At 51.2% G+C, this 15,544-nt stretch carries 2 protein-coding genes; both read left to right on the plus strand.

Annotated elements, in window-relative coordinates; genetic code table 11:
* Position 1: 1 nt before the first annotated feature.
* Complete coding sequence (locus BM318_RS05760) at positions 2-2,116, plus strand: PorP/SprF family type IX secretion system membrane protein (protein WP_092981414.1); 2,115 nt, start codon at positions 2-4, stop codon at positions 2,114-2,116.
* The gene (locus tag BM318_RS05765; RefSeq protein WP_092981416.1) at positions 2,116-15,534 is read left to right on the plus strand and encodes a T9SS type B sorting domain-containing protein; all 13,419 of its coding nucleotides are present in this window, start codon (positions 2,116-2,118) and stop codon (positions 15,532-15,534) included. The genes BM318_RS05760 and BM318_RS05765 overlap by 1 nt, the downstream gene beginning before the upstream one ends.
* The last annotated feature ends 10 nt before the right edge of the window (positions 15,535-15,544 follow it).

Consider the following 15,544-nt stretch of genomic DNA (forward strand, 5'->3'; position numbering starts at 1 on the left):
CATGAACCGCAAACTGATACTCTTCATCCTGGCTGTTTTTTCCTTGCTGCCCGCTATGCAGGCGCAGGAGGAGAATCCCTTTATTGCCTATGATGTACCCTCACAGAACCTGTTGAAATTTAACCGGTTCCTTATAAACCCGACCTTTTCGACGGTTCGGGAGGATAAGAGTTATATCAATTTGCTGCATAGAAACCAAGCGGTATCTTTTGATGATAACCGGCAGATGTACTTCCTGAGTTACAGCGGTCGTATTGGGGATCGGGCCGGACTCGGACTGAGTCTTTATACCCAGCAATTCGGTACGCTCAGCAACTACGGGGTACTGGCAAACTATGCCTACGGTGTTAAGCTAAGCGACAAAAGCAATTTCACCTTTGGTGCCAACTTGTCGTACTACAATAGTGGATTCGATGAGTCCCGCGCCAATCCAGTGGAAGTTGATCCGTTTTTAAGCGGGTTTCAGGATGGATCCTTTCTGACCTTCCAGCCAGGTTTTAACCTGTCGTATGGCGCCTTTGACTTCGGGATGTACGCAGAAAATCTTTTTGATTACAACCTGAAGACCAGCGAGCAAATCACAGAATTCTCCGAGAAGACATTCTCGGGTCACTTGCAGTATACCCACCAGTTCGACAATACTTCCGGTCTCTTTGAGGGCGGTCGATTAATGCCGCTGGCGCGTACTCGTAAAGTGGGGGATGACTTTGTCCTTGGAGGAAACCTCATTCTTGACCTTCCAAAAATCGGATGGTTGCAGGGAGGTTACGACAGCTTTTACGGGGCTTCTGCTGGTATCGGTTTTAATATTAACCGCAGAGTTTCCATTGGATATACTATGGAAAAGGGACTTTCCAGTGACCTGGACAATTTTGGGGTCACCCATGAAGTATCCTTTGCCTATTCCTTTACCCCGAACCTCACTGAGGATCGGGTAATGCTGGAAGACAACTATCAGGAAGAGCTCGCTCAAAACAATCCCGAGAGCCTGACTCAGGACGAGAAGGACATTGAAATTGCCGAGCTTAAGCGGCGTCTGGCCGAAAACGATGCCATCCTTGCGGAATTGATGTTCCGTCAGGATTCCCTGGAATCGAACCGTCAGGCCGATCTGGAGCGACGCTTTGAGATGGTCATGCGGATGGTGCGGCAGGAAACCAATGGAGAGCGTCCTGACCTTGAGGCCCGGGCGCGGGAAACGTATTTCGTTAACAACGATAAGACTGCTGTTTCCCCAACTGAAGAAACGATTATACCTTCCGGTACAGAAGCGGTTGCCGCTACGGAAAACCAGACTGTTGAAGAGAATCAAGTCGCTGCTGACCCTGCGGCTAACGACCGATTGGCCGCTGCCAATCCGGTTGTTCGCGAACCGCAACAACAAGATGTGACCCGTACGGCACAACAAGTAAATCCTAAGCCGGTAAAACGCCGCGAATTCCGGGATTTACAGGATGTTGCCCAGGGGTATTACGTTGTCGCTAATGTCTATAAGGGCGAGGCCTATCTCAACAAATTCGTCGACCAGATGCGTGCACAGGGCTTTGAGGCCGATTATATCGACAACCCAAATAACGGTTTGAAGTATGTATACCTCAAAAAACTGGATACCTGGGAAGACGCCGAAACAGCTGTACTAAGTAGCCTTAATGGCGCTTACGACGGACAGCTTTGGGTAATGAATGTCACCAGTCCTTATGAAAATCGCGATCTGGCGACCACTACGCCCCAATCCCGACGGGACAACATAAATACTCAGGATCAGGACGATCGCTATGACGCCACCGCCCTGCGTAAGAATGTAGTACAGCAAGATGTGCTAGCTGCTCAGGACCCGTCTAACCGCCAACTGATCAATAACGGATCCGGCTCAGGCTTTTACATCATCGCCAATGTATTTGCCAAGCCGCGAAATGCAACCCGTTTTGTGCGATATCTCAACAGCCTTGGACTTAGCGCAAGCTATTTCATCAACCCTGAAAATAACTACCGCTATGTGTATTTGAAACGCCACGATTCCTGGAATAATGCGCTGATTTCTTACTACTCCAAGCTCAATAACACCTATGACCAGAAAATGTGGATCATGCGTGTGACACCAAACCTGATCGCTTAATGAAGCCAACCAAACTTTGGTACTTGCTGGCCGCCTTAATGCTGACCACATTCAGCGGCTTTGCACAGGAATACAACTCCTTTGACATTCGCTATCAGGCAAATCTCCGGGGAGACCTGACTTTTATTGCCAATAACATTGTTAACCGGGAAACCGGTTCGGCAGATCCGGAAGATCCATATAATATTACCGGGAATTCCTCTACCTATAACGACTGGCTCGATATGCAATATATCGATGTCGACTCCGATCCCAGTACGTTTAGCTCCAGTTCAGCGACCTTTACCTATCCCGACCCCAATTGTAACCTGGTCCGATATGCCGGGCTATACTGGTCGGCGACCTACCCCAGTGAACAGGCCGGGCAAGCCGTAGGTACAAACCGGCAAAACGACTTCAATCAGGTGCGATTACGGGTTCCGGGAGGCGCCTATGTAGACATTACGGCCGATGAAATCCTGTACGATGGTTTTACAAGTACAGAATCTTCGATGCGCCAGAATAGCCCCTACGCCTGTTACGCGGACGTAACGGCTTTGGTTACCGCGCTTGCTGATCCTCAGGGGGAATACACCGTGGCTAACATTCGCTCTGTTGTCGGCTCCCTTTCCCCTGGTGGAGGAGCGGCAGGAGGATGGACACTCGTTATTGCCTATGAAAACCCTACCCTGACCGGTAAGCTCATAACAACCTTCGATGGTTTCGCTCGCGTTAGGAGCGCCAACCCATCGGTAGATATCGCTTACAACGGTTTCAACACCATTCCGGCAGGTCCTGTAATTGCGGATATCGGAGCGATTGCCCTGGAAGGGGATAACCGAATTACCGGAGACCGCATGCGCATCCGTGCCGCCAGTAACGGAGGCTTTACAACAATCAGCAATGCCGCCAATCCCGCATCGAACTTTTTCAACAGTAATATCACTGAGGACGGAACCGTGGTTACCGCGCGTAACCCCAACAGTGTAAACACCCTGGGGTATGACACCGATATGTTCATCCTGAACAACCCTTTAAACTCGGTAATTCCCAACGATGAAACCGCCGCCACCTTCCGGTTTACCTCTAACGGAGACCAATACTACCCCATTTTTAACTCCTTCAATGTCGAGATCATCGAGCCCAATATTGTGCTTGAAAAACGGGTCGAAGATATTGCCGGAAACGACATAACCGGAGCCGGGGTAAACCTGGGGCAATTACTCGACTATGTGCTCACCTTTGAGAACATCGGAAATGACGATGCCACCCAATACGTTATCCGCGATATTCTACCGATAAATGTTACGCTGGACGAGTCTAATATGGACCTTCCGCCCGGGGTAACCTATACCTATAACCCGGGTACCCGGGAAGTGATTTTCAGCATTCCCGACAACCTGGTCGAAGTGGCAGATCCCGCCTATTCGATTCGTATGCGGGTTCAGGTGGCTGAAAACTGTTTCGATTTTATCGACGCCTGTACAGACCTGATCCAAAACCTGGCATATTCCACCTACCGGGGCGTATTGAATACGGCACAAATTTCCGATGATCCCAGTGTTACCGAATTTAATACCTGTGGTTTTGTTGTTCCGGGAGCCACAAACTTCCTGCTGGACGACCTGGAAAACTGTGATTTTTCAAGGGATGTCGAGCTCTGCGGTACCAGTGTGGTGCTGGATGCCGGAGATAATTTTGATTCCTACGTCTGGTATATCGACAATAACAATGATGGCCTGATCGATGCCGGGGATACGGTAATTACGGATGGCGATCCTGATAATGACCCCAGCACGCTGCTGGTAACCGACACCGGACAGTACATCGTCGATAAGATTGTTGCGGATCCGTGTAAAGGATTTCAGGAAATCATCAATGTAACACTGCCTGGATCAACACAGATCAACCCGATCATTACCCTGATCAACGATACCACGAATACCGTTGAAGGTGAGGTAGTTACCTGTCCTAATGACGGAAGTCTGTTGCCCAAGATTTTCCTTTGTGGTTTGAACGATACGGAACTGATCCAGATCAACATCCCGGACGCCACGAGCATTTCCTGGGAACAACTCGACGAAGCGAGTTGTGCGGACTCCGGCGACGATTGTGCCAACCTGAATTCTGCCTGTACCTGGAATCAGGTCGATACCGGTAACGACTTTCTGGCTTCCGATGCCGGAGAATACCGGGTGGTGATAAACTACCAGAATGGGTGTTTTACCCGTTTCTATTTTAACATTTTCAAGAATCCCCTCAACCCACAATACAACGTCACAGACATTATCTGTGCCACTCCGGGGAACATTACGGTAACCAACATGCCGGCCGACTACGAGTATCAGCTGGTAGATGCCGTAAGCGGTGCCGTCCTGGTGCCTTACAGCGCCGGAAACGGGCCTAGCTTTGACATTGCTACCAACGGGGCATATACCGTAGAAATGCGTCAGGTTGGTGTTGTAGACGGGTGTGTTTTTTATCTGGAGAATATCGGTGTTCTGGCCCGGGATTTCCAGGTCGATGTCGTAGCCTCCAATGTCGATTGTAACGGCCTGGGATCCATTGATATTTCGGTTCTAGATGTTGAGCCGCAATACTATTACGAGATTTCCCAGGGTGGAACCATCGTAGACACCTTTGGTCCGAGTTTGGACAACAATTACTCATTTGACAATCTAAATGCGGGCATCTATGACGTGCGAGTTACTACCGACGATGGTTGTTTGCATACAGAACAAGTCGAAATCCTTGACGTATCTGACCTTGCGGTGACCGCGGTGACCACGAAATCTATCGATTGTACCGATGGCATCATCACTGTAAGCGGCTCAGGAGGGTTCCCGAATCCCGATTATCTCTATGCCGTCTGGAACGTAAATGGCACAGACCTCTACGCCACCGTGGGGGATATTCCTGCAACTGCCTTTCAGGATACCGAAGAATTTTATTTCACCAATGGGGAAGAAGGCGATTACCAATTTATCGTCGTTGATGGGAGTAACTGTTTTGCCCTTTCCAACATCGTTACCATCGCTGTTGCTCCTGCGGTTGAATACACCACAACTGCAACCGATGAGTCTTGTTTAGGGCTTGCCGACGGGCAATTCGAAGTAAACGTGACCAATTTCAACGGGTACTCCGTTTCCTATACCCTTACCTATCCGGACTCCAGTACAGCGACGAATACCTCAGGTGTATTCTCCGGACTGGGACAGGGGAATTACAGCCTGGTGCTGACACAAACCAACGGTACGGACACCTGTGATTTTACAGAAACCTTTACCATTGGTGGTCCGGCAAGCGCCGTAACCGCTGATGCCGTGCAAACCCAGGCCTACACCTGTCTGCAGGATGCTATTATACAGGCTCAAAATGTGACCGGGGGTACGGCGCCTTATGAGTACAGTATTGATGGGATCAATTTTGCGGCTTCCGACACTTTTACCGGGCTTACCGACGGCACTTACACCATCGCTGTTCGGGATGCTAACGGGTGTGTATTCACCACGGCTCCGATCACTATCGATCCGCTAGATTTACCAGACGATTTTACTTTTACCCAAACCCAGGTTACCTGCCCTGGATTAACCGCTGATGTAACGGCAACCGTTGTCAATGGAACCGCGCCGTTTACGATTGAAATTATTGCTCCTGCGGCTATAGCTGCCAGCAGCAGTGCAGGCAATAGCGCCACTTTTAATGGGCTGGCGCCAGACACATATACCTTCCAGGTAACCGATGTCAATGGCTGTACCTACCAGGAAAATTATACCATAGCCCCAATTACTCCGATCACAGTTACCGGCACCCCGGTATCGCCTGTTAGCTGTCTGGGAGGCGCCGATGGAGAGGCAACCTATACGGTAAGCGGCTTCGCTACCTCATACGATTATGCTGTTACCGGACCGGCGACTTTCTCCGGAACGGCCGAGACCAATGGAACCATAAACCTTACCGGGCTCCCTGCGGGAAGCTACGATATTACCGTAACCGATACAGATACCAACTGCACGGACACTGCTACAGTGGTCATTGACGCTCCAGCCGCCGCGCTGGCCTTTACCTTAAGTGTTACCCAACCCACCTGTACGGATGACGGTTCCGTAACCATTTCAGCCAGTGGGGGATGGGGAAGCTATAGCTATCAACTTATTCAACCGGACGCTTCTGTTGTAGGGCCACAGGGCAGCCCAACTTTCACCAGCCTTACCCAATTGGGTGCCTATACCGTTGAGGTTACCGATGCCAATGGCTGTGTGGAAACCGACACCTTTACCCTTTCCGCTCCAACGAACCCAACAGTAACACTGGATCCGGTTACTGATCTGTGTTACGATCCGAGTGGAGGCGTATCCTTAACCGCAAATGCTTCCGGGGGCCTTCCTCCGTATAACTACAGCCTCAATGGCGGGCCTACCCAAACCAGCAACACTTTTGACAACCTTGGGCCTGGCAGCTACACCGTAGTAGTGACCGACCTCAACGGCTGTACCGCGAGTTCTACCGCCGTAGCGATTGCTCCTCAACTCACTGCTACCGGAGTCCTTACCAAAGAATTGGATTGCTCGGTAAGTCCGGACGCAATCATTGACGTTACCATTGCTGGTGGCGCAGCCCCATTCAGCTATACGGTAAATGGAAGCGGCCCAACAGCGGTTACTGGCAATGCATTTACTTATACCGCGACCACCGACGACACCTACGTTTTTACCATTACTGACAGCGAAGGATGTACCACAGATGTAACCGTAGTGGTAGACCCTATAACCAATCCGGTTGCTACCCACACACCAGTAGACCCAAGCTGTAATGGGGGCGCTGACGGCAGCGTGACAATAACCATTGATCCCAACTTCGGAACAGCTCCCTATGAGGTAAGTTTCGACGGGTCTGCATTCAGTTCTCAAACCGTATACAGTGCCTTGGCTGCAGGAACTTACACCTATGTTGTACAAGATTCCAAAGGCTGCCAGTATACCGACACCGTTACCTTATCCGAACCCGCTCCGATAGCTGCAGATGCAGTCCTGGTTCAGGCATACACCTGCCTGCAGGATGGCAGCATCCAGGCGCAAAACGTTACCGGTGGAACCGCCCCGTATTCCTATAGCATTGACGGTGTAAATTTCGCTGGTTCAGATACATTTACCGGGCTAACAGACGGCACCTATACCATTACCGTTCAGGATGCCTCCGGATGTACATTTACCACCGCTCCCGTGACCATTGATCCGCTGGATCCGCCTACAGATATTAGCTTCGCAGCAACGGCTCCGAATTGTCCGGCAGAAGTTTCGGATGTTACGCTGACCGTTACCGGAGGTACAGGCGCGATAACTTATGAGATACTAGCTCCTGCAGCGGTAAATAATGGAAACAACAACCTGTTTACCAACCTCAGCCCCAACACCTATACCTTCCAGGTCACGGATGCCAATGGCTGTTCTTATCAGGAAAGCTTTACGATCCTTCCGGTTACCCCAATCGATGTGGCCGGTACGCTGGTGAGCAATGTAAGCTGTGTTGGTGGAAACGACGGTGCTGCAGATTTCGCCGTAAGCGGATTTGCTTCCACCTATTCCTATACCGTTAATGGCGGAGCTGCCGTAACCGGACAAAGCGCTGCTGTTATTAACCTAACCGGTCTTATAGCCGGAAACTATACAGTGGTGGTAACTGACGAAACCACCAACTGTACGGACACCGATGTGGTAACCGTGAGTGAGCCTGCCATGGCTTTAGCATTTACCTTTACCACTACGCCGATTACCTGTGTTTCGGACGGTGCAGTAACCATCAACGCCACTGGCGGGTGGGGCGCCTACAGCTACCAACTGGAACAACCCGACACCTCGGTCCTTGGCCCTCAGGCTTCGGCTACCTTTACCGGCTTGACGCAGTTGGGGACGTACACCATCACAGTAGCAGATGCCAACGGATGTATAGCAACGGATACTTTTGTGCTGGCCGCCCCGGCCAACCCGGTTGCCAGCATCGATGCGACTTCTGACCTCTGTTATGATGCCGCAACAGGTGCCACTGTGGTCATTGGAGCCAGCGGCGGACTTGCGCCATATACATATAGCGTGAACGGCGGTGCCTCTCAGGCTTCAAACACCTTTGCCGGACTGGTTCCCGGAAACTATACCTTCACCGTTACAGACAGTAATGGGTGTAGCGATACCGTTGCCCAAATAATAGAACCTCAGCTTACGGGTAATGCCGTTCTGACCAAGGACGTAGATTGTACGGTATCTCCGGACGCTATTCTGGACGTAACCGTAAATGGGGGATATGCCCCGTACACCTACGAAGTCCAGTTCAATGGAGGCGGGTTCACGCCCTATGCCGGCGGCTTCCCGTATACCACAACTACTTCCGGCGACTATCAATTCCGGATTACAGACAGCCAGGGTTGTGTGGGAGTCACCAATACTGTAACGGTTACGCCAATCGTTTTTCCACAGGCAACGGAAACCATTATAGACCCCACTTGTTTTGGGGATGCCAACGGAATCGTAGAAATCAATATCGATCCGAATTTCGGGGAAGCCCCTTACCAGGTAGACTTCGATGGAGCGGGCTTTTCCAACCAGACCGTGTATTCGGGATTGGCCGCAGGAACCTATAACTATACCGTACGCGATGCGCGCGGGTGTACCTTTACCGATACAGCAGTACTGACTGATCCGGCCTTATTCGATGCCAGCATTACTGTAACCGATGTGAGCTGTAGCGGCACTCCCGGAGGGGGTGACGTTCCCGGGCGTATCGATATATCGATTATCAGCGGCGGTACTGCAAACTTTACCTATACGCTGTACGACCAATTAAACAATATCGTTCCGGTTACCGGATCCAACCCTATTGTAAACACGGCTTCCACCACCGCCACTTTCGACGGGCTAGCTTTCGGGGATTACTATATCCGCATCATCGATGCCAACGGATGTGAGTTCTATCAGAATCCGGTTCGTGTGCGTGCGAATCCGTTCCTGAGCCTGGAAACCTCAGTGCCTCCGCCGGATTGTATTACAGGTGGAAGTGTTACCGTCTCGGCCGATGGTGGATCAGGAGATTACAGTTTTAGCATCTATGGTCCTGGGACTGCCCCGGATTCAGAAACTGCTGGTCCTGGCGTGCTGGAAGAGCAGGCTACCTTCCTCGCATTAAACCCTGGCCAGACGTATATCTTCGAGGCGATTGATAATATCACCCTATGTAGCAGTTATATCGAAGTCACCATCCCGACGCTTTCCGGGATAGAAGTCGTACCCACGCCTACAGTGACTGATGCCACTTGCTTTGGGGATAACAACGGAAGCATTGCCTTCCAGTTCCAGAATTTCGACGGTACGGTAACCACAGTAGACTATCAGATCCTCGAGGCCCTCACCAACAACCCAACCGGTTTTGCCGGGAGTGTTACCGGGCCTGCCGGAGGACCAACGCCACTGGAAACGGTCACCAACCTGCCTCCGGGAGATTACGTATTGTTCTTCCAGGAAGCGACGAGTCCGTTCTGTTCAAACACCTATGATTTCCGCATACTGGAGCCATCGCCTATCAGCTTCAATATTGTGGATCAAAACAATGGGAACTGTATTGACGATGCCCAGGTAACCGTACAAGCTACCGGAGGCGCCGGAGGCTTTACATACGCCTTCGTCGAGGACGGGGTAGCCCCAGTTCCCGGAGATTTTACGGCCAGCAGCTATGCCGAATTGGACCCTGCAGTCAATACCCAATGGGATGCCTATGCGCTCGACGCCAATGGGTGTATGACACCTCCCCTGGACATAACCATTGTGGCGGATCCCGAACCGGTAATCTCTATTGTAGCGAACCAATGTGCTGCAACCGAAGGTAATTTCGAGATTACCGTAACCCTTGACAATGCTGGGGTAGGTCCTTACAGATTGAGCCTTGATGGAGGCGCATTCCAGGCTTCAACCCTGGTTAATGCCGGAGATACCTTCGTGTTTACCGGTATCAGCTCAGGCACCCATACTGTTGAAGTGCGGGACTCGAACGGTTGTGGAAACCTCGTTTCCCTGGACATCTATCCACCTTCAGACCTTTCGGCCGAAGCCCTGGTACAGCCTTCTTGTGCCTTGAATGATGGACAAATTTTGCTGACTGCCTATGGTGGTTCCAGCGTCTATACTTACGAATTATTCCTCGGTGGGGTTAGCGTAACTGGTGGGCCACAAGCTTCGCCTCTGTTTACCGGATTGGCTCCAGGCTCCTATACCGCCTTTGTCTATGACACCCTGGCCACCGGCTGTGGGGCCAGCTCAAGCCTTGTACTCGATGTGCCTACCTTGGTAGCATTCTCCAATATCGTAACGGACGTGAGCTGTAACGGAGGTGCTGACGGGATCATCGAAGCCGTGCTGGATCCGGGAATGGATAATCCTCCCTACACCTATCAGCTCTTCGACAACACCGGCCTGATCCCGCAAAGTGGCGTACAATCCAGCCCGGTATTCACCGGACTTACCGCAGACGACTACATTGTTCGCGTAACTTCCGGAAGAGGATGTAGTACCGACGAGCCAGCAACTGTAGCAGAACCTGCCGCTGTGACTGCAAGTGCAGTGGCTACTGACTTTGCCTGTGCCCCGGATAATTCTGTGAATCAGGCTACGATAACCGTAACTGCAGGAGGGGGAACAGCTCCTTACCTCTACAGTATTGATGGAACAAACTTTACCTCCACCAACACCTTTGATATCACAGATACCGGGGTAATACAAAACTTTACGCTAACTGTCCGGGATGCGAACGGATGCGAAGCTACCGATGCCATCAGTATAAATCCTTTGCCAGAAATTACAGATGCAGTTGTAAGTCAGGTTACTGCCATTACCTGTACCAATGACGAGGTAGTGCGAATCACGGTTACCGGTGGTTCCGGAGATTTCGATTTTGATCTGCTCCCGCTGGGAACAGTGGCCACGCAATCTCCAGGTGCCGGGGTATTTACTGCAGATTTCAACCTGAGCAGTCCGGGAGACTATTCCTTCCGGGTTACCGATAACGTTACCGGGTGTTATTTTACCACCTTGCCCTATACTGTGGCTCCCTATGACCTGATCGAAGCGGTTGCAACAGCTGTTACGCCGGTCAGCTGTTTCGGCGATGCCACAGGCGAGATCAGTGTACAGGTAAATAACTATACAGGGAATTACACCTATCAGGTATTCGATGGGGCTGGAACTCCAGTTTCCGCGGTTGTTCCTACAGACACCTCTGTGAACCCGAGAGTTATCGGGGGTCTTACCGGTGGGAATTACTATGTTGAGGTTATTGCCACAGACACGCCATTCTGTGATGCGCTTACCAACACGGTAACCATTCTATCGCCACCAACGCCAGTTAGCCTGGCGCTGGTCAGCAATACCAATGCAAACTGTAATGCCGGAGCAGAAGTTACGGTCGCAGCCAATGGGGGAACTCCCGGCTACACCTATGCCTTTGTGCCCAACGGCAGCATTCCGGTTGCAGGAGATTATACGCCAAGCGCAACTGCTGTTCTTAGCCCGGCTACCTACCCTGCCGACTATGACGTCTATGTCCTGGACAGCAATGGATGTGCGGACATGATTACCGTAACCGTGGATGAAGATCCGCTGCCAACAGTTACAGCACCACCTTATGCTGCCGACCAATGTACTTCCGATGGTACCTCCTACACATTTACAGTAACAGGGACCGGAATTGCGCCGCTGTCTTATAGTGTGGGTGCCGGCTTCCAGGCCTCCCCGACCTTCACTGTATTTGCCCCGGGCACTTATACCGTAACCATCCGGGATGCCAACGGTTGTTTGGCCACGGATACTATCGATATCCTGCCTCCTCTTGGTATCTCCGCACAACCGACGATTCAGCCTTCTTGTCTGCTGAATGACGGGGAGATTACCGTAACGGCAAGTGGTGGATCGGGTGCATACACCTACGACCTTCTAGATAATGGAGGGGTTAGTGTAATTGGTGGGGTGCCACAGGCTTCTAATGTATTCTCAGGCCTTGCCCCGGGCAATTATACCGCCATCATTTACGATACCTCAGGATCTGGCTGTGACGCCCAGGCGCCGGTGATGCTTGAAGCTCCTACGCCTGTCGCCTTCACCACTTCCGCTGTAGATGTTAGTTGTTTCGGAGGTGCCGATGGATCCATAACTGTAACCTTGGATCCGGGTCAGGATAATCCGCCTTACACCTATGAGTTGTACGATGGAGGTATGGCCTTGGTCGCTGGTCCTCAAAGTAACCCACTGTTTACGGGATTGGTTGCAGACAACTACACGGTAAGGGTGTTGTCGGGACGTAACTGCGAAGCTACTGTTGTCCAGGCTGTTACCGAGCCTGCTGTGCTTAACGCCAGTGCAACGGCAACTCCATTTGCCTGTGCCGCCGACAATTCTGTCACCACATCCACGGTAACGGTATTCGTTCCCGGAAGCGGAGGTACTACGCCGTACCTGTACAGTATCGACAATATAAATTTCCAAAGCTCCAACACTTTCGAAGTGTCCGACACTGGGGTAACCCAAACGATTAATGTCTACGTGCGCGACGCGAATGGGTGTGTCGCTACGGATTTTGTTACCCTGGAGCCGCTGAACACCTTTAATGCAACCGTTAGTCAGGATATTGCCATTAGTTGTGCAAATCCGGAGCAAGTTACCGTAAGCGTAACCGACGATGGTAACCCGGCCAACACCTATACTTTCGAATTACTGCCACTAGGCAGTCCCGATGGTACCCTTATCAGTACTCCTACGAATACCACGGCGGTATATGAGCTTAATGTGCCGGGAAGCTATGTATTCCGGGTTACGGATAATGCAACCGGATGTTACGTCACTACGGCTCCTTACGACATTGCTCCATACGACCTGATTCAGGCCAGCCTTAGCCCGCTTACGCCGGTGACCTGTTTCGGGGACACCAACGGCTCGCTTTCCCTGAATATTAGCGGATACAGCGGTGCTTATGACTATGAAGTTTTTGATGCTGGCGGAACAACCACAGGTATAACCGGAAGCGCCAATACCGCTACCAACCCCCTCACCATTACTGGCTTGAGTGGTGGAAACTATTTCGTGCGCATCACGGAAACCGGAGCCCCTTTCTGTACTGAAGACACAGGCATCGTGACCATTGCTTCCCCTGATATGCCTATTTCGGCAGTATTCAGCCAAATTGCGGATGTCACTTGTACCAATGACATGGGTGAAATCCTAGTAGATCCATCAGGAGGATTTGCCCCGTATGATATCGTGCTGACCAATACCACCACTACGCAAACCTACACCGCAAATGGGGTACAGTCTCAGGTGTTTTCAGGTCTTGCTGCGGGAACCTATACCCTGTCCATTACGGATGCCGGGGGATGTGTATATACGCATCCGACAACCCTTGATATGCTTCCTCCAGCCCCAATTTCGGCTGGGATCAATGCCACGCCTACAACGCTTGCCTGTTATGGGGACACCAATGCAGTTGTAACAGCAACCGGGGTTACCGGCGGTTCAGGAAGTTATCAGTTTAGCCTGAATTATTACGACTCCAGCGGCACAACTGTTCAATTTGTGTCCGGATTCCAAAGCAGCCCGGTATTCACCGGACTGGGTTCAGGGGTGTATAGTATCACCATTTCGGATGGATGGAACTGCGACATTGAAACGCCGCAGGTGTCCATTTCAGAACCCAGTGAGGTGGCCTCCAACCTGATCCAGACGGCCATGCTTACCTGTACAACGGATGCAGCGTTATTATTGACCGCTACCGGGGGAACCGCTCCTTACGAATTCAGTACCGATGGCGTACTCTATTCCCCAATGTCTGGCGGGGACAACCACACCTTCAGCGTAACAGATGGTGTATACCAATTCTATGTGCGTGACGCCCAGGGTTGTGAGGCAAACCTCAGCAACCAGGTAAGTATTGAGCCCGTACAACCGCTGATGCTGGATATTGATATGAGCGCCGCTTTTGTCAATTGTACCGGTGAAATGACGGCTTCCCTGATGGCTACCGCAACCGGCGGGCTTGGAGGCTATCAGTACGAGCTCTACGGAGATGCGGGGCTGACCAGCCTGATTACAGGGCCCCAGGCCTCAGGGACTTTCCCGAATCTGGGCGTGGGAAGCTACTGGATCCGGGTTACCAGCCAGGATTGCGAGGAAGTTTCCAGCGAACTTATCGTTACTGAGCCTGCACCCCTGCAAATCGATCGGGAGGAATTCACCGATGTGACTTGTGCGGGAGAAGAAGATGGAAGCATCATCGTTGAGGTTAGTGGCGGAACCGGTCAGATCCTCTATGCCATTTCCCCGAACCTCAACCAATTCGACGATGAAAATGTATTCGATGAGCTGGCGGCTGGTGTGTACGATGTTATCGCACAGGATGAGAATGGATGTTTTATAACCTTCCAGTTTACGATTTCCGAACCTGCACCGCTTCAGGTAGACTACACGGTTTTACCGGAGGTATGCGAAGGCAATGCGGATGGATCTATAGATGTGGTAATTACCGGGGGAACTGCACCTTATGCGACGGCCTTTAATTCCAATGCAGATGCAGACTTTGTACCGGGTCAGACCAGCTTTACGGGACTTGCCTCGGGCACCTATGTGATCTTTGTGCGCGATGCTCAGGGTTGTGAAACCAATGTGATCGTGGAGGTTGCTCCTGGGGTTAACCTGAATGCAACGGTAACACCGATATATGAATGTACCGGAAACATCCCGGACAACTATCTGGAAGTTATTCTGGAAGATCCGTCGGTAAGCGATCAGGTGATGTATGCCCTGGATTCTACAGATCCAGCAGACATGCAACTCGATGCAGATTTCACCAATCTCGCACCAGGTCCGCATTATCTGGCCATATCGCACAGTAACGGCTGCGTCCTGACCATTGATTTTGAGATCGAGGATTTTGAACCGCTAACTCTTACCCTGGACCAGTTCAACATCAATGAGATAACCGCTACAGCCACCGGCGGTGTAGCGCCGTATACCTTCATTTTCAATGGAGATGATAACGGGGAGGACAACACCTACTATATCGCGGAAACCGGTACCTATGTGGTACAGGTAATCGATCAGAACGGATGTGTTGCAGAGGCTTCGATATTCATGGAATTCATAGACATCGAAATCCCGAACTATTTCACCCCTGATGGCGATAATAACAACGATTTCTGGATACCTAACAACATGGAGGGCTTCCCGGAAATACTAATCAAAATATATGATCGTTATGGTAGAGTGGTGGCCGAAGTTCGACGCAATGGCCCAGGTTGGGACGGCACCTATAATGGTGCGGATATGCCAACCGGAGATTACTGGTATGTAATCAAGCTCAATGGTGAACGGGACGACCGTGAGTTTGTCGGACACTTTACCCTTTACCGTTAAAATATAACTG

It is taken from the genome of Robiginitalea myxolifaciens (assembly GCF_900115205.1).
In the GTDB taxonomy this organism is placed as follows: Bacteria; Bacteroidota; Bacteroidia; order Flavobacteriales; family Flavobacteriaceae; genus Robiginitalea; species Robiginitalea myxolifaciens.

Coding starts and splice junctions, on each gene's coding strand:
- BM318_RS05765 (WP_092981416.1), top strand. CDS start 2,116: ATGAAGCCAACCAAACTTTGGTACTTGCTGGCCGCCTTAATGCTGACC.
- BM318_RS05760 (WP_092981414.1), top strand. CDS start 2: ATGAACCGCAAACTGATACTCTTCATCCTGGCTGTTTTTTCCTTGCTG.